Annotated in this window: 19 protein-coding genes; 7 read left to right on the forward strand and 12 right to left on the reverse strand. The window is 66.8% G+C overall.

Annotation, left to right across the window (positions count from 1 at the left end; genetic code table 11):
* Positions 1 to 29: 29 nt before the first annotated feature.
* On the reverse strand, positions 30 to 1,760 hold the full coding sequence (locus J7357_RS11240; protein ID WP_343237408.1) for a glycoside hydrolase family 9 protein: 1,731 nt from the start codon (positions 1,758 to 1,760) through the stop codon (positions 30 to 32).
* 235 nt (positions 1,761 to 1,995) lie between these two features.
* On the opposite strand from J7357_RS11240, the gene J7357_RS11245 reads away from it, so the two are divergent.
* From J7357_RS11245 to J7357_RS11265, 5 genes are read left to right on the forward strand one after another with little or no spacing between them, the layout of a single operon-like run.
* The gene (locus J7357_RS11245) at positions 1,996 to 3,435 is read left to right on the forward strand and encodes an efflux transporter outer membrane subunit (RefSeq protein WP_209246490.1); all 1,440 of its coding nucleotides are present in this window, start codon (positions 1,996 to 1,998) and stop codon (positions 3,433 to 3,435) included.
* Positions 3,436 to 3,438: 3 nt separating this feature from the next.
* The gene (locus J7357_RS11250) at positions 3,439 to 4,641 is read left to right on the forward strand and encodes an efflux RND transporter periplasmic adaptor subunit (RefSeq protein WP_209246492.1); all 1,203 of its coding nucleotides are present in this window, start codon (positions 3,439 to 3,441) and stop codon (positions 4,639 to 4,641) included.
* Entirely contained in the window at positions 4,638 to 7,790 is a 3,153-nt protein-coding gene (locus J7357_RS11255) for an efflux RND transporter permease subunit (RefSeq protein WP_209246494.1), read from the forward strand. The genes J7357_RS11250 and J7357_RS11255 overlap by 4 nt, the downstream gene beginning before the upstream one ends.
* Entirely contained in the window at positions 7,787 to 8,470 is a 684-nt protein-coding gene (locus J7357_RS11260) for a heavy metal response regulator transcription factor (RefSeq protein WP_152235783.1), read from the forward strand. Before J7357_RS11255 ends, J7357_RS11260 begins: the two co-directional genes overlap by 4 nt.
* Positions 8,467 to 9,900: a heavy metal sensor histidine kinase gene (locus tag J7357_RS11265; RefSeq protein WP_209246496.1), complete on the forward strand. Its 1,434-nt coding sequence runs from the start codon at positions 8,467 to 8,469 to the stop codon at positions 9,898 to 9,900. Before J7357_RS11260 ends, J7357_RS11265 begins: the two co-directional genes overlap by 4 nt.
* Before the next feature lie 15 nt (positions 9,901 to 9,915).
* Here the strand turns inward: J7357_RS11265 and J7357_RS11270 are convergent, their stop codons facing one another.
* Genes J7357_RS11270 through J7357_RS11280 form a run of 3 tightly spaced genes read right to left on the reverse strand, consistent with a single transcriptional unit; the run spans position 9,916 to position 12,892 of the window.
* Positions 9,916 to 10,809: an MBL fold metallo-hydrolase gene (locus J7357_RS11270; protein ID WP_209246497.1), complete on the reverse strand. Its 894-nt coding sequence runs from the start codon at positions 10,807 to 10,809 to the stop codon at positions 9,916 to 9,918.
* Between the two features lie 44 nt (positions 10,810 to 10,853).
* A complete protein-coding gene (gene ggt, locus J7357_RS11275) occupies positions 10,854 to 12,611 on the reverse strand; it encodes a gamma-glutamyltransferase (RefSeq protein ID WP_209246499.1) in 1,758 nt (585 codons plus the stop codon).
* Positions 12,608 to 12,892 carry a YfhL family 4Fe-4S dicluster ferredoxin gene (locus J7357_RS11280; RefSeq protein ID WP_017908325.1) on the reverse strand — a complete coding sequence of 95 codons (285 nt, stop codon included), beginning with the start codon at positions 12,890 to 12,892 and terminating at the stop codon, positions 12,608 to 12,610. Before J7357_RS11280 ends, ggt begins: the two co-directional genes overlap by 4 nt.
* Positions 12,893 to 13,238: 346 nt before the next feature.
* Between J7357_RS11280 and J7357_RS11285 the strand changes: the two genes are divergently transcribed.
* Positions 13,239 to 14,183: an NmrA family NAD(P)-binding protein gene (locus J7357_RS11285; RefSeq protein ID WP_209246501.1), complete on the forward strand. Its 945-nt coding sequence runs from the start codon at positions 13,239 to 13,241 to the stop codon at positions 14,181 to 14,183.
* Here the strand turns inward: J7357_RS11285 and J7357_RS11290 are convergent.
* The 4 genes from J7357_RS11290 to rsmD all read right to left on the reverse strand — a co-directional run bounded on the left by J7357_RS11290 (position 14,180) and on the right by rsmD (position 16,459).
* Positions 14,180 to 14,749: a hypothetical protein gene (locus tag J7357_RS11290; RefSeq protein ID WP_209246503.1), complete on the reverse strand. Its 570-nt coding sequence runs from the start codon at positions 14,747 to 14,749 to the stop codon at positions 14,180 to 14,182. The genes J7357_RS11285 and J7357_RS11290 overlap by 4 nt on opposite strands.
* Before the next feature lie 66 nt (positions 14,750 to 14,815).
* Entirely contained in the window at positions 14,816 to 15,310 is a 495-nt protein-coding gene (locus J7357_RS11295; protein WP_010342035.1) for a hypothetical protein, read from the reverse strand.
* 40 nt (positions 15,311 to 15,350) lie between these two features.
* Positions 15,351 to 15,857, reverse strand: a complete 507-nt coding sequence (gene coaD, locus J7357_RS11300) for a pantetheine-phosphate adenylyltransferase (protein WP_010342036.1) — start codon at positions 15,855 to 15,857, stop codon at positions 15,351 to 15,353.
* Positions 15,854 to 16,459: a 16S rRNA (guanine(966)-N(2))-methyltransferase RsmD gene (rsmD, locus tag J7357_RS11305; RefSeq protein WP_209246505.1), complete on the reverse strand. Its 606-nt coding sequence runs from the start codon at positions 16,457 to 16,459 to the stop codon at positions 15,854 to 15,856. Before rsmD ends, coaD begins: the two co-directional genes overlap by 4 nt.
* 222 nt (positions 16,460 to 16,681) lie before the next feature.
* On the opposite strand from rsmD, the gene htpG reads away from it, so the two are divergent.
* Entirely contained in the window at positions 16,682 to 18,586 is a 1,905-nt protein-coding gene (htpG, locus tag J7357_RS11310) for a molecular chaperone HtpG (protein ID WP_209246507.1), read from the forward strand.
* A gap of 535 nt (positions 18,587 to 19,121) precedes the next feature.
* Here the strand turns inward: htpG and J7357_RS11315 are convergent.
* From J7357_RS11315 to J7357_RS21355, 4 genes are all read right to left on the reverse strand, one after another.
* The gene (locus J7357_RS11315; protein WP_209246509.1) at positions 19,122 to 19,556 is read right to left on the reverse strand and encodes a hypothetical protein; all 435 of its coding nucleotides are present in this window, start codon (positions 19,554 to 19,556) and stop codon (positions 19,122 to 19,124) included.
* Complete coding sequence (locus tag J7357_RS11320; protein WP_209246511.1) at positions 19,553 to 20,503, reverse strand: RHS repeat-associated core domain-containing protein; 951 nt, start codon at positions 20,501 to 20,503, stop codon at positions 19,553 to 19,555. The genes J7357_RS11315 and J7357_RS11320 overlap by 4 nt, the downstream gene beginning before the upstream one ends.
* Positions 20,504 to 20,609: 106 nt before the next feature.
* A complete protein-coding gene (locus tag J7357_RS11325) occupies positions 20,610 to 20,960 on the reverse strand; it encodes a hypothetical protein (protein ID WP_209246513.1) in 351 nt (116 codons plus the stop codon).
* Between the two features lie 63 nt (positions 20,961 to 21,023).
* A complete protein-coding gene (locus J7357_RS21355; protein WP_244667437.1) occupies positions 21,024 to 25,205 on the reverse strand; it encodes an RHS repeat protein in 4,182 nt (1,393 codons plus the stop codon).
* Positions 25,206 to 25,367: the final 162 nt, after the last annotated feature.

The following is a 25,367-nucleotide window of genomic DNA, read 5'->3' on the forward strand; positions in this document are numbered from 1 at the left end:
GAGCGGCGCCATCGCGCCGCGGCCGCGGATCAGCGCTGCAGCACCTGCAGCGCGGCGCTGACGTACACCAGCGGCGCATTCCAGTTGATCGCCACTTCATTGGTGGCGTAGCTGCATTCCTTGTCCAGGTACGACAACGCCGGCAGCGACGACGTGTAGGCGTGCTTGCACGCGTCGGCGTCCTGCTGCCCCGGCTGCGGACCGCCCACCAGCCATCCCGGCACCGGCGTGGCCACGCCGTCGGCGATGGAGATGCGATGGTGGATGTGCATCGGCGAGCGCGCGCCGATGCCGGTGACGAAGGACAGGCCCAGCGGATTGCGGCCGAGCACGTAGTCCAGCTGCGACTGCGCGGCCTGCAGGTATTCGGGCTTGTGCTGCAACTGGTAGGCCTGCAGCAGCATCATCGCCTGGTTCAGCGCGGTGGCGTTGCTGCCCCAGTGGAAGTCGGCGTCGCGCATGGTCACGCGCCAGGCCGAGCCCTGCCACACCTGCACCAGGTGATCGGCCAGGCCCTCGATCTCGTCGGCGATACGCGCCTGGTCGGCGCGCGGGGTCAACCGCGCACGGTGCTGCGCCAGCGACATCCACGCCAGCCCGCCGACCTGACGCCAGTCGGGCACGCTGGCCGGCACCTTGCGTGCCATCGCCGCCTCATAGAACGCGTCGTCGGCGGTGGCCAGGTACAGCTCGGTGGCGGCCCAGGCGAACTCGTCGTCGAACTCGGTGTCGCCGTAGGCGCCGGTGTGCACGTCGTCCGGCTGCCGGTAGGCCACGTCCGGATGCGCCTGCGCCCAGGCCCACGCGCGCCGCGACGCCTCCAGCATGCGCTTGGAGATGCCGCCGAACTGCGCGTCGTACGGCGCGTAGATGCGGCTGGCCTGGGCCATCACCGCGGCGAAGTCGAGCGTGGCCGCGGTGCTCTTCTGCACCACGTAGCGTGGCGCACGCGCCTGGTCCGGCATCTGCATGCCGGCGAAGTCCAGGTTGGTGAGCTTGTGGTACACGCCGCCGTCGTGCGGATCCTGCATCGCCAGCAGCCACTGCAGGTTCCAGTCGACCTCGCGCAGGATGTCCGGCACGTCGCCGCCACTGTTGGGAATGCCTTCGGGGTGCGTGCTGAAGTAGGTGGGAAACTGCTCGTAGGCGGCCAGCAGCGTGTAGACGGTGATGCCGGAGCTGACCACGTACTTGTTGTAGTCGCCGGCGTCGTACCAGCCCTTGGGCGCGGCGATCACGGTGCCGGCCGGGCGCTCCGGCGAGGCCGCCGAGGCATGCACCAAGATATGGTCGTCCGGGTGGCCGGCGGCGCGCGCGTGGCGGCCGGCGTAGGTGCCGTCCAGCGCGGTGCTGGCGCGGTTGTAGTAGTAGGCCTTGAGCGCGGCGCGCGACAGGGCGTTGTAGGCGTCTTCGCCGATGGCGAAGCTGTCCGACGGCGGCAGGCCGTCGACCAGCAGGCGGTAGCGGCCCGGTGTGCGCAGCGCGGAGAAATCGGCGATGCGCACGGTCTGCTGCGCCGGCGGCCACGCCGCGGCGGTGCCGAGGGTGCCGCGCAGCACCACCTCGTCGCTGTCGGCGCGCGCGATCGAGAATGCGTCGCCGTGGCCATCCGGCACCACCGCCAGCTTGCTTGCGGCAGGCAGGAAACCGACCTGGTTCAGGCGGATCGGCGAGGGCATGGCGGTGTCGGCGTGCGAGGTGCAGCCGCCCAGCAACAGGCAGGCGAGGAACAGGCAGGACAGGGCGTGGGGCAGTTTCATGCGCCGATACTGGCCGGCCAGGATGACGGCTGCAAGCGCCAAATCACAGGCATGTCGGGCGTGGCCTGCAACACGGCGCGGAACGGCCGCAGGCGGCCTTGCTGACAGCGTCGTCAGCGAGGCGTCAGCGTGGGGTCGCCATGCGGCGCCTACGGTGACGGCCTGTCCCCACTGCCGGCGCCGCCCCGTGACCGCCCTGCCCCGACCGCCCGTTTCCCGTCGCCTGGCGCCGCTCGTGCCGCTGCTGAGTGTGCTGCTGCTCGGCGGCTGCATGGCCGGCCCGGACTACGTGCGCCCAGCGCCGCCGGCCGGCACGCAGCAGCCGTTCGAAGAGGCCGACGGCCGCTGGACGCCCGCCGCGCCGGCCGCCGCCGACCCGGCGGTGGCGTGGTGGACCCGCTATGGCGATCCGCAACTGGATGCCCTGGTCGAACAGGCCGACCGCGCCAACCAGACCCTGCGCCAAGCCGAGGCGCGCTATCGGCAGGCGCAGGCGCTGGTCGGCAGCGCGCGTGCCGCCGAGGCGCCCACGCTGGGCGTGCAGGCCGCGACCACGCGCGAGCGCAGCGTCACCCCCAAGCCTGGCCTGCGCGACGCCGATACGCTGGGGCTGAGCGCCAGTTGGGAGCCGGACTTCTGGGGCAAGGTCCGGCGCAGCGTGGAACAGGCCGGCGACAACGCCCAGGCCAGCGCCGCCGACCTGGCGCAGGCGCGGCTGTCGCTGCAGGCCGCGGTGGTCGCCGATTACCTGCAGTTGCGCTTCGACGACCAGACCCTGGCGCTGTACCAGCGCACCCTGGCCGGCTACCGCGACGCGCTGCGGCTGACCCAGGCGCGGGTGCGCGCCGGCGTTGCCAGCGCCGCCGATGTCGCCGCGGCCGAGGCCACCCTGCACAGCACCGAAGCCGCATCGACCGACCTGGCGCTGTCGCGCCGGCAACTGGACCACGCGCTGGCCGTACTGCTCGGCCACACCCCAGCCGAATTCTCGCTGGCGGCGAGCGACGCACCGTTGCCGGCGCTGCCGCCGACCCCGCAAGCGCTGCCCTCGGTACTGCTGCAGCGGCGCCCGGACATCGCCGGCGCCGAGCGGCGCATGGCCGCAGCCAATGCCGGCATCGGCATGGCCGTGGCGGCCTGGTTCCCGACCCTGTCGCTGAGCGCCAGCGGCGGCTACGACGGCGCCGGGCTGGCCTCGCTGCTGAGCGTGCCGAACCGGGTCTGGGCGGTGGGCGCGGCGCTGGCCGGCACGCTGTTCGACGGCGGCGCCCGCCACGCGCAACGCGCGCAGGCGCAAGCCAGCTTCGATGCGGCCGCGGCCAGCTATCGGCAAACCGTGTTGAGCGCGTTCCAGGGCGTGGAGGACCAGCTCGCCGCCACGCGCGAACTGGCGCGCGAGGAGCAGCAACAGCAGCGCGCCGCCGACGCCGCGCAGCAGGCCGAGCGCGTGCTGATGGACCAGTACCGCGCCGGCACCGCGCTGTACAGCGCGGTGATCACCGCCCAGGCCAACGCGCTGGACGCACAACGCACGTTGCTGCAGGTGCAAGCGCGCCAGTTCGGCGCCCAGGTCGCGCTGCTGGTCGCGCTGGGCGGCGATTGGGACAGCGCCCGTCTCCCCGCCGTGCGCGGCGCCTCGCCGGGCGCCACGCCGGCTCCTGTCGTCCCGGAGTAGCCCATGTCCACCGCCGCGCCCACCCGCCCCGCCGATCCGCCACCGCGCCATGCCATGCCGCGACGGCGCTGGCCATTCGTTGCCGCCGCAGTGCTGGCCGCACTGCTGCTGGCGGTGTGGTTGCGCCCGCGCCACGCACCGACCAAGGCGACGCCGCCGGTGCCGGTGACCAGCGCGCCGGTGCTGCGCAAGGACGTGCCGATCCGCCAGACCGGGATCGGCACGGTGCTGCCGATCGCCTCGGTGACCGTGCACTCGCGCATCGACGGGCAACTGATCGCGGTGGGCTTCAGCGAAGGCCAGGACGTCAAGGCCGGGCAGGTGCTGGCGCGGCTGGATCCGCGCACCTACCAGGCGCAACTGGCCGCGGCCACCGCGCAACTGGCCAAGGACAAGGCGCAGTTGGGCAATGCGCAGGCCGACCTGCAGCGCTACCAGCAACTGCTGCAGGACAACGCCACCACCCGCCAGACCCTGGACACCCAGAAGGCGCTGGTGACGCAACTGCGCGCCACCCTGCAGAGCGATGCGGCGGCGATCGACAACGCACGGGTGCAACTGGACTTCACCACCATCCGCGCGCCGATCGACGGCCGCGCCGGTGCAAGGCTGGTCGATCCGGGCAACATCGTCCACGCCAGCGATGCCGGCGGCCTGGTGGTACTGAACCAGATCGACCCGATCGCCGTGCAGTTCACCCTGCCCGAAAGCGCCTTCCAGCAGATCAACCGCGCACTGCAGGCCGCACCGTCCAGCGTGGGCGTGGACGCGGTCGAGCACGGCAGCGGACAGGTGCTGGCGCACGGCACGCTGGCCCTGCTCAACAACCAGATCGACACCAGCACCGGCACGATCGCGATGAAGGCGCACTTCGCCAATGCCGCGCACACGCTGTGGCCCGGGCAGAGCGTGGATGCGCGCATCACGCTGGGCATGCGCAGCGGTGCGCTGGTGGTGCCGAGCGCGGCCGTGCAGCGCAGCCAGGACGGTGAGTTCGTGTACGTGATCGGCAGCGACGGCAGCGTGCGCGACCAGCCGGTGCAGGTGCTGGACGAGGCCGAGGGCGAGACGGTGATCGGCCAGGGCCTGCAGGCCGGCCAGCGGGTGGTGGTGGATGGGCAATACCGCCTGCATCCCGGGGCGAAGGTGGTGGACGCCAAGCCGGCCAGACACGCCACGCCGGCCAGCGCGGGAGCGCACGCGTGAGCGTCTCGGCCGCTTTCATCAAACGCCCGATCGGCACCTCGCTGCTGGCCATGGCGCTGCTGTTGCTGGGCCTGGTGGCCTGGCCGCTGCTGCCGGTGGCGCCGCTGCCGCAGGTCGACTTCCCCACCATCCAGGTCTCGGCCAGCCTGCCCGGTGCCAGCCCGCAGACGATGGCCTCGAACGTGGCGCAGCCGCTGGAGCGGCAGCTGTCGCTGATCCCGGGCCTGAGCCAGATGACCTCGACCAGCGCGCTCGGCTCGACCCAGGTGACGCTGCAGTTCGACCTGGACCGCAACATCGACGCCGCCGCGCTCGACGTGCAGACCGCGATCAACGCCGCATCCGGGCAATTGCCGAGCGCGCTGCCGAGCGCGCCGAGCTTCCGCAAGATCAATCCGGCCGAATCGCCGGCGCTGATCCTGGCGGTGCAATCGCGTGTGCTGCCGCTGACCCAGGTCAACGACTACGCCGACAACGTGCTGGCGCAGCAGATCTCGCGCATCTCCGGGGTCGGCCTCGTGAACCTGTACGGCGCACAGAAACCGGCGGTGCGCGTGCAGGTGGATCCGGCCAAGCTGGCGGCGCTGGGCCTGAGCCTGGAGGACATCCGTTCGGTGATCGCCACCACCACGGTGAACGCGGCCACCGGCTCGATCGACGGTGCGCGCCAGGCCTTCACCGTCTCCACCAACGACCAGGTGCTGCAGAGCCAGGCCTGGAACGACGCGGTGCTGGCCTGGCGCAACGGCGCGCCGATCCGCGTGCGCGACGTCGGCACCGCGGTGGACGGGCCGGAGAACGCCAAGATCGCCGCCTGGGGCTACGCCGGCGCCGCCGCGCCCGCCGACAGCGGCATCGTCAATGGCCGCGCGATCATGATCGCCATCACCAAGCAGCCCGGCGCCAACGTCATCGACACGGTGGAACAGGTCAAGGCCGCGCTGCCCAGGCTGATGGCCTCGATCCCGCCCAGCGTCAGCGTCAAGATCCTCGCCGACCGCACGCAGAACATCCGCGCCTCGGTCAAGGACGTGGAGTTCACCCTGCTGCTGTCCATCGTGCTGGTGGTGGCGGTGATCTTCGTGTTCCTGCGCAGCGCGGTGGTCACGTTGATCCCGAGCCTGACCGTGCCGCTGGCGATCCTCGGCACCGCCGCGCTGATGTACGCGCTCGGCTACAGCCTGGACAACCTGTCGCTGATGGGCCTGACCATCGCGGTCGGCTTCGTGGTGGACGATGCCATCGTGATGCTGGAGAACATCTACCGGCACATCGAGGACGGCATGGCGCCATTGCAGGCGGCGCTGCAGGGTGCGGCCGAGATCGGCTTCACCCTGGTCTCGATCTCGGTATCGCTGGTGGCGGTGTTCATCCCGCTGCTGCTGATGGGCGGCATCGTCGGACGACTGTTCCGCGAGTTCGCGGTGACGGTGAGCCTGACCATCCTGGTGTCGCTGCTGGTGTCGCTGACCCTGACCCCGATGCTGTGCGCGCGCCTGCTCAAGCCGCACGCCGAGCAGGCGCAGGGACGCCTGGCGCGCGCGTTCGAGCGCGGCTTCGATGCGATGCTGGCGGCCTACCGGCGCGGCCTGGAGACGGTGCTGCGGTATCCGCGGCTGACCCTGGCCAGCTTCCTGCTGACCGTGGCCACCAGCGTGGCGCTGTTCGTGGTGATGCCCAAGGGCTTCTTCCCGCAGCAGGACACCGGCTTCATCTCCGGCACCGCCGATTCGGCGCAGGATTCGTCCTCGGCGGCGATGCGCACGCGCATGCTGCAACTGGCCGACATCATCCGCCGCGATCCGGACGTGCTGTCCTTCGGCATGCAGACCGGCGCCAGCACCTTCAACTCCGGCACCTTCTCGATCGCGCTCAAGCCCAAGGACGCGGGCCGCACCGCCAGCGCCGACCAGGTGATCGCGCGGCTGCGCAAGCGCCTGGCGCATGTGCAGGGCGTGACCCTGTTCATGCAGGCCGGACAGGACATCAACGTCGGTGGCCGCCTGGCCCGCACCCAGTACCAGTACACCCTCACCGACGCCAACCTGGACGAGCTCAACACCTGGGCGCCGAAGCTGCTGAAGGCATTCCGGGCGCTGCCGCAACTGACCGACGTCGCCTCCGACCAGCAGAACGCCGCGCCGATCGCCAGCCTGACCATCGACCGCCAGCGCGCGGCCAGCTTCGGCATCACCCCGCAGCAGATCGACGCGACGATCAACGACGCCATCGGCCAGCGCCAGGTCGCGCAGTACTTCACCCAGCTCAACAGCTACCACGTGGTGCTGGAGGTGACGCCAGCGCTGCAGGGCGATCCGTCGCTGTTCCAGCGGCTGTACCTGACCTCGCCGCTGACCGGCAAGCAGGTGCCGCTGTCCACCTTCGCCACGCTCGATACCAGCAAGACCGGCTACCTGTCCGTGAGCCACCAGGGCCAGTTCCCGGCGGTGACCATTTCGTTCAACCTGGTGCCGGGCGCGGCGCTGGGCGATGCGGTGGACGCGATCCAAAAGACGCAGGCGCAACTGCGGGTGCCGGCCACGCTCAGCGGCAGCTTCCAGGGCACGGCGCAGGCGTTCAGCGCCTCGCTGCGCACCCAGCCGTACCTGATCCTGGCGGCGCTGGTCGCGGTCTACATCGTGCTCGGCCTGCTCTACGAGAGCTACATCCACCCGCTGACCATCCTCTCCACCCTGCCCTCGGCCGGCGTCGGCGCGCTGCTGATCCTGATGGCCGGCGGCTACGACTTGAGCGTGATCGCGATGATCGGCATCATCCTGCTGATCGGCATCGTCAAGAAGAACGGGATCATGATGGTGGACTTCGCCCTGCATGCCGAACGCCAGCGCGGGCTGTCCTCGCGCGATGCGATCTTCGAGGCCTGCCTGATGCGCTTCCGGCCGATCATGATGACCACCCTGTGCGCCCTGCTCGGTGGCCTGCCGCTGATGCTCAGCCACGGCGCCGGTTCGGAACTGCGGCGGCCACTGGGCTATGCGATGGTCGGCGGGCTGCTGCTGTCGCAACTGCTGACCCTGTTCAGCACGCCGATCGTGTACCTGTACCTGGACCGCCTGCACGGCTGGTACCTGCAGCGGCGCCAGGCGCGGCGCGCCCGCATCGCCGCGCCGGAGGCGCTGCAGCCGTGAAGGTGCTGATCGTCGAGGACGAGCGCAAGACCGCCGACTACCTGCAGCAGGGGCTGAGCGAACAGGGCTGCACGGTCGACGTGGCCTACGACGGCATCGACGGCCAGCACCTGGCCCTGCACTACGACTTCGACGTGATCGTGCTCGACGCGATGCTGCCGGGCCTGGACGGCTTCGCCATCCTGCGCTCGCTGCGTTCGGTCAAGACCACGCCGGTGATCATGCTGACCGCGCGCGACAGCGTGGAGGACCGGGTCAAGGGCCTGCGCGAGGGCGCCGACGACTATTTGATCAAGCCGTTCTCTTTCATCGAACTGCTGGCGCGGCTGCAGGTGCTGGCGCGGCGCGGACGCGCCCAGGAAAGTACGCTGCTGCGCGTGGGCGACCTGCAGATCGACATGATCAGCCGCAAGGCCGTGCGCGGGCGGCAGCGGCTGGACCTGACCGCCAAGGAGTTCGCGCTGCTGGCGGCCCTGGCCCGGCACCAGGGCGAGATCCTGTCCAAGACCGCGATCGCCGAGATGGTCTGGGACATGAACTTCGACAGCAACACCAACGTGGTGGAAGTGGCGATCAAGCGCCTGCGCGCCAAGATCGACGTGCCGTTCGACGCCCCGCTGCTGCACACCGTGCGCGGCATGGGCTACGTGCTGGAAGAACGCGAGGACGCGGCCGGGTGAGCGCGCCGGCGCGGCCCTCGATCGCGCTGCGCCTGGCCGGCCTGTTCGCGGCCACCGCGCTGCTCGGCTTCGCCCTGATCGGGGTGGTGCTGCATCAGGTGCTGGAGCACGAACTGCGCCGGCACCAGCGCGAAGAACTGCGCTCGCACATGGACGCGGTGCAGTACATGCTGGTCAACAGCCGCTCGCCGGACCTGGCCGCGCATGCGCGCACCCGCCTGGCCAGCGTCTCCAGCGCGCCGGACCTGCGCTTCTGGCTGTGGAGCGCCGATCCGGCGTTCCGCTACGGGCACGGTGCCGAAGCGATGGCTGCGGCCACGCGCGGCCATAGCGGGCTGGTGCGTATCGACGATCCGCAGGCGCTGGGCATCGCCGATGCGCATCCGCAGGCCTGGCAGGCCATCGGCCAGGCGCTGCCGGCCACGCCGGTGCGCCCGCCGGTGCAACTGATCGCGGCGATGGACAGCGCGCCGTTCGCGCTGACCCGGCGCCGTTTCGACATCGCCCTGGCGCTGGTGACGCTGGCCGGCACCGCGCTGGTCGGCGCGCTGGGGTACTGGACCGCCAAGCTCGGCCTGCGCCCGGTGCAACGGCTGTCGGCCGACGCCCAGCGCATCGGCCCGCACGACCGGCGGCGCCTGGACCTGCCGCGGCTGCCGCGCGAACTGGAGGACCTGGGCGCTTCGTTGAACGCGGCCTTCGACCGGCTCGATGCGGCCTATGCGCAGCAGGAAAGCTTCAACGCCGACGTCGCCCACGAACTGCGCACGCCGTTGGCCAGCCTGATCGGCCAGACCCAGGTGGCGCTGACCCGCCATCGCGATGCCGAGCAGTTGCGCCAGGTGCTGCAGTCGAACCTGGAGGAACTGGAGCGGCTGCGCGCGATCGTCGCCGACATGCTGTTCCTGGCGCGCGCCGAGCAGGGCCAGCGCGCGCGCCAGTGCGAGGACGCGTCGCTGGCCGAGGAAGTCGGCAAGACCGTGGAGTTCTTCGAGGTGCTGCTGGACGAGGCCGGCTTGCAGGTGGAGGTGCGCGGCGACGTGGTGGCGCCGGTGGAGAAGTCGCTGCTGCGGCGCGCGCTGTCCAACCTGCTGCACAACGCCATCCAGCACTCGGCCGGTCACGCGCCGATCGTGGTGGAGATCGCACAGCGCGGCGGCGAGGCGCTGATCGCCTTCTCCAACCCCAGCGTGGCGCTGGCGCCGGAGCATCTGCAGCGCCTGTTCGATCGCTTCTACCGCGGCGACGCCGCCCGCGCCAACAGCCGCGAAAGCCACGGCCTGGGATTGGCCATCGTCAAGGCGGTGGCGACCATGCACGGCGGACGCGTGTTCGCGCAGCACCGCGACGGCATCACCACGATCGGGTTTTCGGTGGCGCTGGACGGCGCCGCGGCCGCAGTGCCGGCGCACGCCGCCCTGCGCTGGTAAGCCGCAACGCCGGGCTCAGGCGGCCAGTGCGCGGGCCTGCAGCGCCGGCAGTTCGTGCGCAGTGACGAAACGGCCCTTGGCATCGCGCTGCAACTGCGCCAACGCGCAGTCCGGATCGTGGGTGAAGAACAGGCGCACGTCGCGCGCCAGCGCGTCTTCCAGGAACGCGCGCTTCTCGTCGATCAGCAGTTCGGCGTTGCGGTCGTAGCCCATGGTGATCGGCACGTGCACCCAGGAGCGGCCCGGGATCAGGTCGGCGCAGAACGCCACCCCGCCGTGCGCCTGACCATCCTCGCCGTGGCGGGGGCCGACGATCTCGGCCAGCATCAGTCCCGGCGTGTGGCCGTCGCTGAAACGGAACCGCACCGCCTCGCCGAGCGCGCGCGAATAGCCGCCGTCGACCAGTTCCAGGCGGCCGCTGGCCTCGAGCAGGCCGGGCAGTTCCGGGATGAAGCTGGCGCGGTCGCGCGGATGCGGCTGCAGCGCGCGCCGCCAGTGCGCCGCGCCGACCAGGAACTGCGCATTGGGGAACAGCAGTTCCGGCGCAGCGCCCTCGCGGTACGCGGCCAGCAGCCCGCCGGCATGATCGAAATGCAGGTGGCTCAGCACCACCACGTCGATGTCGGTATGGGCGAAGCCGGCGTCCTGCAGCGAATCCAGCAGCACGTGGCGCGCCTCCTGCACGCCGTAGCGCTCGCGCAGCGCCGGCGGGAAGAACGCGCCGATCCCGGTCTCGAACAGCACCGTCTTGCCGGCCAGCGGGCTGGCCAGCAGCGCGCGGCAGGCCAGCGCGATGCGGTTGCCGTCGTCGGGCGCGGCCCACTGCTGCCACATCGCCTTGGGCACATTGCCGAACATCGCGCCACCGTCGAGTTTCTGCGCGTTGCCTTGGATGGACCAGAGCTTCATGGGCGGGGATTCGGGAGTCGGGATTGGGGATTCGCAAACGCGCGTCAGGGCGCCGGCGCGGTCTGCAGCACTTCGGCACTGCCGACTTCGTTTCGCGGGTCGCTGCCGCCGCTGAGCACGTTGCGGCGCTTGTCCCATTCCACGGTCTGCAGGTTGCCCCAGACGTGGCTGGAGCCGTGGCCGTCCTCGGCAGTGTCGCCGGGCAGCTTCAGCACATGCCCCATCGCCTGCAGGCCCTTGGCAGTGGCCGCGTCGAAGGTGCCGGTCTCGGCCTCGATCACGTCCGGCAGCCACTGGTGGTGGTAGCGCGGCAGCGCAGCGACCTGCTGCGCGGTGAGGCCGTCGTCGTAACCGAGGATGCCGAGCAGCACCATGGTGATGATGCGGCTGCCGCCCGGGGTGCCGAGCACGATCGCCTTGTCCGCGTTCTCCATGAACGTCGGCGACATCGAGCTGAGCGGGCGCTTGCCCGGCTTGGGCGCGTTGGCCGCGTAGCCCATCACGCCAAATGCGTTGGGCGTGCCCGGACGCAGCGCGAAATCGTCCATCTCGTTGTTGAGCAGCACGCCGGTGCCCTTGGGGATCAGCCCGGAGCCGTACAGCAGGTTGACCGTCTGGGTGGCGCCGACGCGGTTGCCTTCGCCGTCGATGATCGAGAAATGCGTGGTCTCGTCGTCTTCCAGCGGGGTCGGCTGGCCCGACAGCAGGTCGCTGGGCGTGGCCTTGTCCGGGTTGATGGTCGAGCGCAGGCCCACCGCGTAATCCTTGCTGAGCAGGATGCGCTGCGGCACGTGGGTGAAATCCGGGTCGCCCAGGAAGAAGGTGCGGTCGCGGTAGGCGCGGCGCATCGCCTCCACGGTCAGGTGCACGCGGTGCACCGGGTCCATGGTCTTGAGATCGTAGCCCTCCAGGATCTGCAGCATGCTGGCCAGGGCGATGCCGCCGGAGGACGGCGGCGGCGCGGTGGTGATGGTCCAGCCCTTGTAGTCGAAGCGGATCGGCGTGCGTTCCTTGACCGTGTAGCCGGCCAGTTCCTCGGCGGTCCAGCGCCCACCGGCCTGCTTCACGCCGGCCAGCAGCTTCTTGGCGGTGGCGCCGCGGTAGAAGCCATCGAAGCCCTTGTCGGCCAGCAGTTGCAGCGTGTTGGCCAGTTCCGGCTGCTTGAACACGTCGCCCACCGCGATCGGCCGGCCGTTGCGCAGGTAGACCTGACGGGTGCCGGGATAGCGCTCCATCACCTTGCGCCGCGACTGGTAACCCTCGGCCATGCGCGCGTAGACGGGGAAGCCGTCGCGGGCGATGCGGATCGCCGGCGCCAGCGACTGCCGCAGCGGCAGCCGGCCGTGCTTGGTCGCCAGTTCCACCAGCGCCGCCGGCAGCCCGGGAATGCCGGCCGACCACGGGCCGTTGATGGAGCGATCGCGGTCCAGCTCGCCCTTGGCGTCCAGGAACGCGGCCGGCGTCGCCGATTCCGGCGCGGTCTCGCGCGCGTCCAGCATCACGTCCTTGCCGGTTTTGGCGTCGTGCAGCAGGAAGAACCCGCCGCCGCCGAGACCGGAGCTGATCGGTTCGACCACCGACAACGTCGAGGACACCGCCACCGCGGCGTCGAAGGCATTGCCGCCCTCGCGCAGGATCTGCAGGCCGGCCTCGGTGGCCAGGCGGTGGCCGCTGGCGATCGCGGCGCCGGGCGGGTGCGCGGCCGGGGCGGTGGCGGTCGCTTCGGCGACCGGCGCCTCGGCCCACGCCGACGGCGTCAGGACCAGGGCGAGCAGCAGGACACGGCGGACGAGGCTTCTCATGCGGCGGGGGGCTCCTGTGGGTACAACTCGGGGTGGTCGCGCTGCAGGCGCTGCAGCTTGGCCAGCAACTGCGCGTGGGTCTCCGGGATGGCCGGGTCCGGGTCGATGCATTCCACCGGGCACACCACCACGCACTGCGGCTCGTCGAAATGGCCGACGCATTCGGTGCAGCGGGCCGGGTCGATCACGTAGATCGTCTCGCCCATGGCGATGGCCTGGTTCGGGCAGGCCGGCTCGCAGACGTCGCAGTTGACGCAGAGCTCGTTGATCTTGAGGGACATGTGGCGCAATTCGGCACTGACCGGTGCAGTTTACCGGATCGGGGCGGGACGGCCCTGCGAAGGCGGCGTCGCGGTGCGGAACGCTGTATCGCCACCATGCCGGAAGCCGCGGAGCGCATGGCGCGTGGCGATTGACGACCGCATTGGCCGCGCCTAGAGTCGCTGCGTCGAAAATGGCTGGCCTGGTCTCGGTAGGCCCAGGCCCTTCTCCGCGCTGGCGGAGAGGCTCTGTTCGCGCCGTGCCGCGCAATTCCCCGACAGTCCCCGTGTCCATCGTCCCGGGGTCTGTCCGTGGGCGCCTTCGACCGGGCTTGCTGCGGCGGATCCCTCCAGCAGGAGCCAACGCATGTCCCCGATTCCCTCTTCCGGCCCCCTCCTCGTCTATCTGGGCAACGGCGTGCAGGGCGCCGCCGTGGTCCGCGCCGCACGTCGGCACGGACTCGCCGTCCGCGCCCTGGTTCGCGAAGGCGCCGCCACCGCGGCGCTGCGCGCGCTGGGCGCGGAGGTAGTCGAAGCCGACCTGGACGATCCTGCCGCCGTGCTCGCGGCCAGCCGCGGCGTCGCCCACGCGGTCCTGCAGTTTCCCGCCGGCCCCGGCGAGACGACGCTGGCTCGGGCCAGACATGCGTTGGCCGCCGCGCGCGCGGCGCGGCTGAGCTCATTCGTGCTGAAACTGAGCAGCGCGCCGCTGCCGGCGCCGTGTCCGGAACCCAGCCTGCGCACCAATGCCGAGCTCGCAGCACTGGCGCGCAGCGCCGGCCTGCCCGGCGCGGTCCTGTGGCCGACGCTGTACCTGGACAACCTGTTGAAGCCCTCGGCGCGCGCCGAGATCGTCGCGCATGGCGTGTTCGCGCCGCCGATCGCCGCCACGCAACGCATCGCCTGGACCTCGGCCGATGCTTGCGCCGAGGCTGCACTGGCACTGCTGCGACAAGGCGTGGACGGCGGCAGCTACCGGATTGCCGGCACCGAGAGCCTGACCGGCCCGGAACTGGTGCAGCGGCTCACCGCCGGACTCGGCCGCCCGGTGCGCTATCGCGCGCAGCCGCTGGACGCGTTCGAGCGCGAGGTCGATGCCGCGCTAGGCGCCGGCCACGGCCGCGTGGTGGCGTCGAAGTTCCGCTTCTTCGCCGCGTCCCCGCAGCAGGCCGATGCGCTGCTAGCCGCGCCACTGCAGGCGCAGCCCGGACTTGGGGATTTCCAACCCGGTTCGATCGATGCCTGGATCGCCGCGCATCGGCAGGCATTCCTGGCGCCTTCATCGGCACCGGTCGGGCAGCCCGCCGGCTAGTCCAGCGGCGGTGGCAATCGCGCGCGGCTGTGGCGAATCAGCAAGGTCCTGGCGCGGAACGGCGCGAGCTTGGCCAGCAGCAGCGCGCGCTCTTCACGATGGTAGTCGCGGCTCCAGGCCAGCATCTGCGGCAACCGCGCCAGGGTCGGCCGGTAGGCGGCGGCCTCCAGGCCAAGCCACTGTCGACCCAGCCGCAGCACGATCTGCAGGGTGGTGCGCCAGGATGGCGCATCGATCACCACGATGTGGTCTGCGCGTGCGAGCGCCGGGTCGGCCCATTTGAACTGCACGCCTTCGACGATCCAACACTCGCCGTCGACGATGTGCTGCAGCAGCGGCAGTTTCTCCTCGAGCGGGCGACGGACATCCCCCTCGGGACGTCGCACCCAGTGCAGGTCGTCCAGCGCGTGGCAGGCAATGCCGTGGCGGCAGCCGAGCGGGCGCGCCAGTGTGGTCTTGCCGGCGCCGGTGGGGCCGGTGATGAAGATCCGCATCGCCTGTGCCCTGCCTGGAACTGCGGAACTGCGGAACTGCGCGACGGCATCCGGCACGTCGGCGCGACGCAACCGCCCGTTGCGGGCGGCGCGGGATGGCGGAACCGGCGCGCATCGGCGCGCCGGCCCGCGCGGGGCTTACTTGGCTTCGACGAAGATGTAGTCGGCGCCGGTCGGCTTGACCACGGCTTCGACGCGGGCGTTGTCGGCCGGAGCGCCGATGTAGACCACGCGCACGCCCTTCATGCTGTTCGCCTCGACCTTGGCGAACGCGGCGGCGATCAGGTCGGCCATCTTGGCCGAAGCCGAGGAACCGAACGCCAGCATGTTGCCCGGCTGGATGCCGCGGCCGATGGCGGTGGTGGCGCTTTCGACCTGGCGCTCGTACTTGGCCTGGAACTCCGGATCCGATTCCGGCGGCAGGTAGTACAGGAACGGGCTGTTGGTGACGTTGCCCATGTTCTGGATCGCCACTTCCTGCAGGTACTTCTTCCAGCCGGCATCGTCGTCCTTGGCCGGGGCGGTCAGCGCGGGCTGCGCGTCGGCGGCCGGCTTGGCGGCCTCTTCCTTCTTGCAGGCGGTGAAGCCCAGGGCCAGCGAAGCGATCAGCAACGCGCGTGCGGTGGTGTTCATGGAACGGCTCCCTCTGTGTCGTCAGTGAATGGTGGTCGGCTCAGCGCTGCGCGGCGGCCTGGCGGGCCTGAACCAGCGCCTGCACCACCGACGGCGGCACGAAGCCGGAGACGTCCCCGCCCAGGCGCGCGATCTCGCGCACCAACGAGGACGAAATGAAGCTGTGTTGCTCGGCCGGGGTGAGGAACAGCGTCTCCACCTCCGGGATCAGATGCCGGTTCATGCTCGCCATCTGGAACTCGTATTCGAAATCCGACACCGCGCGCAGGCCGCGCAGCAGCACGCCGCCGCCGACCGAGCGCACGAAATGCGCCAGCAGGGTGTCGAAGCCCAGCACTTCCACGTTGCGGTGCCCGGCCAGCGCTTCGCGGGCCAGCGACACGCGCAGGTCCAGCGGCAGGGTCGGCCCCTTGGACGGGCTCTGCGCCACGCCCACGATCACCTGCTCGAACAGCGGTGCGGCACGGTTGACCAGATCGATATGGCCGTTGGTGATCGGATCGAAGGTGCCGGGATAGACGGCGATGCGGCTATGGGCCACGGTCATGCGTCGGGTACCGCGTGAAGGTCGCCGGGAAGTGTAGCAGCGGTGCGCCGGTACAGGGCAGCACGCACCTCGCGGCTGCCGCCCTCACGGTAAAGCGCCCAGGACGCCGGCGCTGCGGGCGCCTGCCCGGCCGGCGACTCCAGGTACAGCCAGGCGTCGGCCGCCAGCCGCGCCGGCAGGCGTTGCAGCACCACGTCCCACAGCCCGGCGGCGAACGGCGGGTCGACGAAGGCGATGTCGGCCGGGGCTTCGGCCGATGGCTCGGCCAGCCAGCGCAGCGCATCGCCCTGCACCACCTGTACCTGGTCCTGCGCCTGCAGCCGCGCGACCGTGGCGCGCAACTGCGCCGCCTGGCCCGGATCGCGTTCGACCAGCACCGCGGCGGCCGCGCCGCGCGACACCGCCTCCAGCCCCAGCGCGCCGCTGCCGGCGAACAGGTCCAGCACGCGCGCCCCGGGCAGCACCGGCTGCAGCCAGTTGAACAGGGTCTCGCGGACCCGGTCGGAGGTCGGGCGCAGCCCGGCCAGGTCCGGCACCGGCAGCCGCGTATTGCGCCAGCGCCCGCCGATGATCCGCACCTGGCCGCCGCCGGAACGGCTCATCGGCGGCCTCGCAGGGGCCGGGACAGGCAGGACGGGGAACGCAGGAACGGCATGGGCGGCGGGCAGTGGGTGGCGCGGAAACGGGGTCCGGATCATAGACCAGCGCGGTGTCGCGCGTATGCGCGGCGCGGCGCTTGAAGCCGGCCGCGGCCGCCACCATGTCGGCCGGCAGAGCCGCGCCCTCCTCCGCGCGGCCGCCCATCCTTCATGGAGCACCTACCGATGAGCGTGGAAACCCAAAAAGAAACCCTGGGCTTTCAGACCGAGGTCAAGCAGCTGCTGCAGCTGATGATCCATTCGCTGTATTCCAACAAGGAGATCTTCCTGCGCGAGCTGATCTCCAACGCCTCCGACGCCGCCGACAAGCTGCGCTTCGAGGCACTGGTCAAGCCGGAGCTGCTGGACGGCGATGCGCAGTTGCGCATCCGCATCGGCTTCGACAAGGAGGCCGGGACCGTCACCATCGACGACAACGGCATCGGCATGAGCCGCGAGGAGATCGTGGCGCACCTGGGCACCATCGCCAAGTCCGGCACCTCCGAGTTCCTCAAGCACCTGTCCGGCGACCAGAAGAAGGACTCGCACCTGATCGGCCAGTTCGGCGTGGGCTTCTATAGCGCCTTCATCGTCGCCGACCAGGTCGACGTGTACAGCCGCCGCGCCGGCCTGTCGGCCAGCGAAGGCGTGCACTGGTCCTCGCGCGGCGAAGGCGAGTTCGAGGTCGCCACCATCGAGAAGGCCGAGCGCGGCACCCGCATCGTGCTGCACCTGAAGGACGACGAGAAGGACTTCGCCGACGGCTGGAAGCTGCGCGGCATCGTGCGCAAGTATTCCGACCACATCGCGCTGCCGATCGAGTTTCACAAGGAACACTACGGCGAGGACAAGGACAAGCCCGAGACCCCGGAATGGGAAACCGTCAACCGCGCCAGCGCGCTGTGGACGCGGCCGCGCACCGAGATCAAGGACGAGGAATACCAGGAACTGTACAAGCACATCGCCCACGACCACGAGAACCCGGTGGCATGGAGCCACAACAAGGTCGAGGGCAAGCTGGAGTACACCTCGCTGCTGTACGTGCCCGGCCGCGCCCCGTTCGACCTGTACCAGCGCGACGCCTCGCGCGGGCTCAAGCTGTACGTGCAGCGCGTCTTCATCATGGACCAGGCCGAGCAGTTTCTGCCGCTGTACCTGCGCTTCATCAAGGGCATCGTCGATTCCAGCGACCTGCCGCTGAACGTCTCGCGCGAAATCCTGCAGTCCGGCCCGGTGATCGACTCGATGAAGTCGGCGTTGACCAAGCGCGCCCTGGACATGCTGGAGAAGCTGGCCAAGGACGACGCCGAGCGCTACCAGGGCGTGTGGAAGAACTTCGGCCAGGTGCTGAAGGAAGGCCCGGCCGAGGACTTCGGCAACCGCGAGAAGATCGCCGGCCTGCTGCGCTTCGCCTCCACCCACGGCAGCGACGGCACGCAGACCGTGTCGCTGGCCGACTACGTGGCGCGGATGCAGGAAGGCCAGGACAAGCTGTACTACCTGACCGGCGAGAGCTACGCGCAGATCAAGGACAGCCCGCACCTGGAAGTGTTCCGCAAGAAGGGCATCGAAGTGCTGCTGCTCACCGACCGCATCGACGAGTGGCTGATGAGCTACCTCACCGAGTTCGACGGCAAGTCCTTCGTCGACGTGGCGCGCGGCGACCTGGACCTGGGCAAGCTCGACAGCGAAGAAGAGAAGCAGGCCAAGGAAGAAGCCGCCAAGGCCAAGCAGGGCCTGGTCGAGCGCATCCAGAACGTGCTCAAGGACGACGTCTCCGAAGTGCGCGTCTCGCACCGCCTGACCGACTCGCCGGCGATCCTGGCCATCGGCCAGGGCGACCTCGGCCTGCAGATGCGGCAGATCCTCGAAGCCAGCGGCCAGAAGCTGCCGGAGAGCAAGCCGGTGTTCGAGTTCAACCCGGCGCATCCGCTGATCGAGAAGCTGGATGCAGAAGCCGACGGCGAGCGCTTCGGCGATCTGGCGCGGGTGCTGTTCGATCAGGCTGCGCTGGCGGCCGGGGACAGCCTGAAGGATCCGGCGGCGTATGTGCGTCGGCTCAACAAGTTGTTGTTGGAGTTGTCGGTGTAAGCATCCGATATGACTACCGTCGTTACTAAGCACAGCTTAGCAACGACGGCGTTACTGCCAATAAAGTATATGCTGGTTTCTTTTGACGGGAATGGCCGCTTAGCCTGGCTGAGAATTAAGTATGCGGCAAATCACATAAGTGCCTTTGTCGGCCGCTACGGCGAACTGGCTACAGTGAAGAACTGAATATTAATGTCTGATCTTGCCGCTGCGTCCTTCGTTCACCTGCGGCCTATTCCATTGCAACAAATTATCTAGCCGTGTTGAATCCACCGATCTCGCTCAAGGTGACGCCAAAGTGGTTAACTCGATGCGTCGGCAATCGGGTATCGCATCGCAAGCGCATTAGCTACTTATTTCATTGCTAACTCAGCAAGCTTGAATAGGCTCTCAAATAGCCGGACATCCAGCTCGCCACCACTACGCGCGGGAGTAAAGCCCACAATCAATGCTTGCTTCAGAATTAAAATAAAATGATAAAAAATTTATTGCACCTTAAGACTTACCTAGCAAGCACGCCTTAAAAATTTGAGCATCACGGCTCTTTGGACCTTTTTTCCAGCCCTGAAATATCCTCCAGAATGAACAAAATTTCCGGCCTTTCCCCTTTCTTGATTACCACCCTCCCCGTGAATGTTGCCCATACCCGATAACTTCCATCAAAAGCCTCTGGCCCAAAGCTACTCCCGACCAGCTCAACAACATCTGGATTTTTTCTCATCTTTTTCGGCACAAAAAGCGCCACACCTTTTGCACCAGAAGCATTATCGTAAAGCATAGTCATGTGCATATCCGTTAAAGCATATGCGTTGACGCGAACGCGCCTATCATTAAATTTATCTTTCGAATATATTATTGAGCAAATTTTTGCGTCCTCCACCCCCTCATCTTTAGCAATAGCCACTCCTGATGCGACCATAAAATAATAAAAAAATCCAAATCCAATGAAATTCCCAATAATTTTTTTCATTTACATGAATCTCCGCACCAAAGACTAGTGGCCGCATCGGCCTCTTTTTTTATCGCATCCTCGTTGTAACCGCCAAGATTTGTCCAAGTACCCCACCAAGAATCCGTTTTCATTAATTCCCAGGCACTAGCCTCAGTTCTCGCCGCACGAACTTCTCCTGCATGTTCCTGGCGGCTTGTTTTAGGCATACCATCCCGCTTCCAGTCTATTCCATGTTGACCTTCATGGAATAGGGTTGCTGTCAAAGCAGCATCCCGAGAGATCCCGCGCCTATCAGCCAAACTATTTATCCCGTCCCTGTCGATAGATATTGTTGTTTTCCCACCTTGAGATAAGGTATTCCCCATCCCATATCCATCACCAAATTTTATTGTCACACCATTATCAACACCATCTTTTCCAAGAAATTTCAAAACTGAATTAAGCGCAGCCTTATCCTCACCAACCTTTATAGCGCTTTGCGTCATAGAGCGCGCGTCCCTAAGTGCGGCCTTTACTGCCTTACAATCTGAATCACTTCCAGAAGAACAAACATATCGCCCATCCGGATCAATAAATCGATATGGGTTATTATTGGAGTACCAATAGCGATTCATGTTGCTACCTTTTGCAGAACTCACTGATACTGGATCTACAGACAAGAACCGCCCGACGACTGAATCGTAGTACCGCTGCTGCATGTACGTCATTCCGGTCGCTGCATCCATGACATGACCGGTGTAGCCAGGCCCATCCATTAGGGGTTGGTTCACCACACTCCCGTAAGGCTCGTATTCTCGGCGTTCAACAACATTACGGTCCTTGTCCGTCACCAACACAACAGACCCCAATCCATCCGTATGGATGTAGCGGACTGTTTGCGCGGAGACACCAAAGGCAATGAGCAATGAAAGGGCGGCTGCAGCCGTAAGGCGCATTGCCGCACGAATCCCCTGGAAATTTGACATCACTCGTCCTTGCGAGTTGGAACCATCGACACGCGTTACAGAAAGACCTCTCTTGCAAAGATCCAACGGCAACGTCTCTCTTCGCCATACTGAATAATGCAACCGGTCACTTCGCGATCGAGACCGCTTTCAGCTTCATCGATCCGCCCGAGCATCCCTCCACATGCAACTGCGCGGTTTGTCCGCTCTGAAGCAGCATCATCAGGAGCGCGACCATCTCCTTCTGCATCGGGGTGTTCGTCTCGAGGATGAAACGATTGCCATCGCCGCAGTCTGCCCCGGCGGGCAGTTGGCCGTCGGTGTTGACGAATAGCCCTTCGCCCGACCACCCCGTGAATAGCCGGGTCACGACATGGTTCTTCACCTCGTACGACTCGGCGTGGCTATTTCCGCTCGATAGCGCAATGACGGAAAAAGCAATGATCTTGACGACGACAAACATGATCGAGCGCGACATGTAATTCTCCAATTTTTGGAATAGGCAAGCTCTCGACTCCTCAAGAACGTGCAAGGAAGGGGATCAGTTCAACAGCAACTGGTAAAGCAACGGCACGATATCCACCGCAGGCCGCTGGTCATGCGTCACGTTCGAAGCCGCAGTGCAGTTACCGTCTGCCGTGCATGCAGTCACGCGGTACGAATAGATCCCTGCCGGCCTCGCCAACGAAGTCCAGTTCCCCTGACTGCCGTCGTACACCGTAGTCCAGCTCACGCCGTCCACGCTCTCTTCGACCACATAGCGGGTCGCACCGGAGACCGCGCTCCAAGTCACATAGTCCTTGACCGAAGCGAGTTGGCCCAGCGGCCAGTCGGCTTCGGCAACGAGGCTGCCGCTCAGCAGGATGTAATCCGTAGATTTGGACTGGCGCTGGTTCTTTTGGAAGCGTAGCGCGCCCGACTGATCGTACAGCGAGCCGATGTTGCCGGCGCTCTGCAGCGCCAACGTGCGGCGGCCGTTGCCGTCGTAGCGATAGGTCTCCTTGCCGGTCGCCTGGCGCAAGCGGTTGCCGTAATCGAACACGAAGGCCTGGCCATTCTTGTTGCTGAGGTTACCCTGCGGGTCGTAGCTCATGCCGATGACCGTGCTGCCGCCGCAACTGCCGGTCTTGACGTTGGTGAGCTGCCAGTTGGCGTCGTAGCAGTAGTACTGGTCCCGACCGGGTGCCACAACATGGATCAGGTTGTCGAGGACGTCGTAGCTGTAGCTTGCGGGTGTGGAGCCGAACATCGCCGACTTGGTAGAAATCAGGCGATCCAACCCGTCGTAGGTCATGTCGCGATTGCCGCGTCCACCACGACCGGTGGCGCCGTCACTGATCGCGGCAACGTTGCCATTGGCATCGTAGTCGTAGCCGTCGCTGAGGAACGCCGTGCCGCCGTAGGCATCCTGGCTGGTATCCGGCAACTGACGCGCGTTCTGCGTCATGGTGTGGACGATGCCGTTGCCGTAGGTGAACTGCTTGATCGCGCCATTCGGGTAGTAGCTCACGCCGGTGGCATAGCTGCCGGCCTGGGTCGGCTGGCCCAGGGCATTGGGCGCGTAGTCCACCGTCTGCCCCGACGGATAGCGATGCGCGGCGAGGTGGCCATTGGCATCGTAGGCGTAGCCCAGCGCCCAGGTCTCGCCATCGGCCTGGCCCTGGCTTTCGGCGATCAGCAGGCGACGCTTGTTGTAGGCGTAGCTGTTGTAAGTGGCGACGCCGTTGTTGGTGGTGGTGATCTGCTTGACCACCCCATCCGGCCAGTAGCTCCAGGCCTGGTTGCCGTTGCCATCCGGGAAGCTCAACGCCTTGATGCGGTTACGCACGTCGTAGCTGCGGTCGACTCGGCGGCCAGAAGCAAACGCGGTATCCGCATCGCACGATGACGTATTGGGCAGGGACAGGCCCGCCGCGCTCCAGACCAGGTTGCCTACGGCGTCGTAGCCATTGGCGGTAGCGCCGGTTTCGGGTTCTACTGTCTTGCATAGCTGCTGATAGCCGTCGTAGACGTAGCTGCGCGTCACCGACACCGTGCTATTAACATCACGGCGGCGGATGGACAGCGGCTTGCCGAAGATGTCGCGGTTGATGTCGGTGTAGGCACCTTCTGGATGCTGGATCCAGACCGGTGTCGTGTAATCGGGCTGGTCAAAAACTTGATAGCCCGTCACGGTCTTGTTGCCGCGTGGATCAGTCACGCGGGTTTGGTTGCCTGCCAAATACTCTGTCAAGGTGGTCAACGCCCCACCCTGTTCGCTGTCCTGGGAAACCGAGGTCTTGCGCCCGAGCGCGTCGTATCTGGTCCAAGTCCCGGTACTCAATGCGTCGCTGGTCCCAGGGTACGAGGCAAACGTCGCGCGGCCGTCTTGATCGTAGGCAAACCTCTGGAGCCGCTGGGTAGCCGCTTCGTTGCCGGCATCGAACTCGCGCGTCAGCATCGGCTGCCACAATGCATCGAAGTACGTCACCTTGCGCGCATTGCCGGTGGCGACGATCTGCCGCCAATGCCCCGCGGCCAGTCCGTACTCGCTGGTGCCGACCTGCTCGAACGCTTGCGTGGTGGAAGCCCAGGCCACAGTGTCGTTGGCCGGATAGGTGATGCTCGCCAGTCGGCCCATCGCGTCATAGCTATAGTTCGTGGTGTAGCCGTTCTCGTCGGTGGTCGCGGTGATCCAGCCGCTGTCGTTAACCATTGCCGCGTCGGTGGTGCCATCCGGATAACGGATCGATTGCGGAACGCCGCGCTTCCAACTGGACACGGTGGTCGTGTTGTTGTTGCCGTCCTTGACGGTAGCCAACGTGCCATCGCCGTTGTAGCCAAGTGTCAGGCGCAGCTTGCCGAACGACCAGCGCTGCGACGGCATCGCATTGGTGTCGTAGCTGGTCTGGGACTCCACCAGACCGGTGTCGGTGTTGGTACTCCTGGCGCGCTGCCCGATGATCCACTTACCCAGGTCGTCGTAATACTCGGTTGCATCCGTACGCGAATACCAGGGGCTAGCGCGGGTCACGCTAAGCGTCCGCGCAAAGGCATCGAAGCTGTTCGCTGTCCAGGTATAGGAGGTACCGTCCTGCACCACAGCCTTGCTGCGCAGCGGACGCAGGACGTTGGTCAGTGGGTTGGGAATTCCCAGCAGGGACTGCCCCATTTCCGCCGGAAATGGCTGCGCAGCCACGTCGCCATCAGCGAAGTAGGTGTTGTTGGTCTTGGAGACGGCATTGCTGTTGGCATCCAGCAACGTCGTGCTCAGCAGGCGACCATCGTTGAGGCCGTACATGAAACCGAATTCGTAGGCAGCCGCCGTGCCGTCGGGATTGGTGACCTTTACGGTCTTGCTCGGAATGCAGGTCGGGCACGGATCGGTGGCCTTACCGGATGTATAGAGCTTGGTTGCCGGGGCATCGGCCACATAGCTCCATACGCGCTGCGGCAGGCCGGGACCGGTGATGGTCTTCGACCGGAGAACATAGTTGTCGAAATAGCTTGGCACGTAAGGAACCGGCGGCTCCTGCCCGGTAGGCACATCGCAACGACTGGCTGGCGTGTGGGTGCGGTACTGACGCTGATAATCGAATACGAACAGGCCGCTGGCACCGGACGGATGGGTGACCTGCAGGGAGACAGCGCCATTCATCGAATCTGGTTCGGAAACGCAATTGCTGGCGCCACCACCGGCAGGCGGTTCGCGCGTCGGCATCATGTTGCCGCTGGCGATCGTGTAGGTCCACTGCGAACCGTCGGGCTCGGTGACGGTCTTCAGGCGATAAGCACCCTGTGGCCATGGATAGGCGGTGCTGAACTCGTAGCCATAGCTCCAGGTCTGGCCGTTGGCCTGGACGCTGCTGATCAGATCGCCGTTGTAGGTCAGTGCAACCGCTCGCCCGTCGCTGGATTGGATCGAGGACAGCTTGTCGCCCGTGTAGCTGTAGGTCACCCAGTTGCCGAAGCGGTCTTCGACGCGACTGGCCATCAATGCGACGCGCGTGCGCGCCGCCACATTGATCTTTCCACTTATGGTCAACTTATACGGTTTGACGTTGATGACGACGGCATAGTCGAAGTAGTACTTCACACCCGATGGCGAGATGGCGAGAAAGCCCTCGCCTGCATAATTGCTGACGCTGCTCAGACAGCCCAGGCGCCAGGCTTCCTTGGTGATCCACGGGCGGGAGGCGCCATCAGTCGGACGCGGCGTCTTTGTCTGGTTGTCGACCAGCAACTCCTGATCACCGGCGCCGGGCACATGCAGGTAATAGCCATGCCAGACATCGTCTGCCGTGCCCGGATAGGTCGTGCCGTTGACCGTCATGGCGGCGTCCGGCCGGGCCGGCACCGAACAACGCGCCGTGGGCGAGCCGCTGGTCGTCACCCAGCCCTTCTCCGCAAGGAACTCACCGTAGACACGCGGCACATCGATTTCCCAGTCACCGAATCCCTTCGCCACATACTCCTGGCGCCGGTTCATCACCTTGAACTCGCGCGCCACCGTCACCGGCAATGCGTTATTGCCCGGGATATCCACATCCGTGGCGCGGAAACCCACGCTGAGATCGTAAAGGCTGATGTTCTCGCCGAAGATATCGCCTTTCAGCGGACCGACGACCTGAGCGGCCTTGATCTTCTTCTCGTATTCCTCGTAGGGCGCCACTTCGTCCGCCGCGTGCGCACGCGCACCCATACAAACCAGCAGCATGCCGATCGCCAGCCTTGCCTTGAACATCGCTTGCCTCTTCCCTTTCAGCCCGAAGGGGGCCGAATTCTCTGGACGACCGCGATACTTCCACTTGGAAGCATCGCGGTAACGAAATCGCAAAAAACACAACGCCCCAACGCGCCGGGGCACGAGGCAATCGATCGAACAAATCCCCTATAGGCCAGGTCC

The organism is Xanthomonas sp. D-109 (assembly GCF_017746095.1).
In the GTDB taxonomy this organism is placed as follows: domain Bacteria; phylum Pseudomonadota; class Gammaproteobacteria; order Xanthomonadales; family Xanthomonadaceae; genus Xanthomonas_A; species Xanthomonas_A sacchari.

Excerpts from the sequence above, each read along its gene's own strand:
- J7357_RS11240 (WP_343237408.1), bottom strand. The coding sequence starts at position 1,760 with ATGAAACTGCCCCACGCCCTGTCCTGCCTGTTCCTCGCCTGCCTGTTG.
- J7357_RS11250 (WP_209246492.1), top strand. The coding sequence starts at position 3,439 with ATGTCCACCGCCGCGCCCACCCGCCCCGCCGATCCGCCACCGCGCCAT.
- J7357_RS11270 (WP_209246497.1), bottom strand. The coding sequence starts at position 10,809 with ATGAAGCTCTGGTCCATCCAAGGCAACGCGCAGAAACTCGACGGTGGC.
- ggt (WP_209246499.1), bottom strand. The coding sequence starts at position 12,611 with ATGAGAAGCCTCGTCCGCCGTGTCCTGCTGCTCGCCCTGGTCCTGACG.
- J7357_RS11280 (WP_017908325.1), bottom strand. The coding sequence starts at position 12,892 with ATGTCCCTCAAGATCAACGAGCTCTGCGTCAACTGCGACGTCTGCGAG.
- J7357_RS11285 (WP_209246501.1), top strand. The coding sequence starts at position 13,239 with ATGTCCCCGATTCCCTCTTCCGGCCCCCTCCTCGTCTATCTGGGCAAC.
- J7357_RS11295 (WP_010342035.1), bottom strand. The coding sequence starts at position 15,310 with ATGAACACCACCGCACGCGCGTTGCTGATCGCTTCGCTGGCCCTGGGC.
- coaD (WP_010342036.1), bottom strand. The coding sequence starts at position 15,857 with ATGACCGTGGCCCATAGCCGCATCGCCGTCTATCCCGGCACCTTCGAT.
- rsmD (WP_209246505.1), bottom strand. The coding sequence starts at position 16,459 with ATGAGCCGTTCCGGCGGCGGCCAGGTGCGGATCATCGGCGGGCGCTGG.
- htpG (WP_209246507.1), top strand. The coding sequence starts at position 16,682 with ATGAGCGTGGAAACCCAAAAAGAAACCCTGGGCTTTCAGACCGAGGTC.
- J7357_RS11315 (WP_209246509.1), bottom strand. The coding sequence starts at position 19,556 with ATGAAAAAAATTATTGGGAATTTCATTGGATTTGGATTTTTTTATTAT.
- J7357_RS11320 (WP_209246511.1), bottom strand. The coding sequence starts at position 20,503 with ATGTCAAATTTCCAGGGGATTCGTGCGGCAATGCGCCTTACGGCTGCA.
- J7357_RS11325 (WP_209246513.1), bottom strand. The coding sequence starts at position 20,960 with ATGTCGCGCTCGATCATGTTTGTCGTCGTCAAGATCATTGCTTTTTCC.
- J7357_RS21355 (WP_244667437.1), bottom strand. The coding sequence starts at position 25,205 with ATGTTCAAGGCAAGGCTGGCGATCGGCATGCTGCTGGTTTGTATGGGT.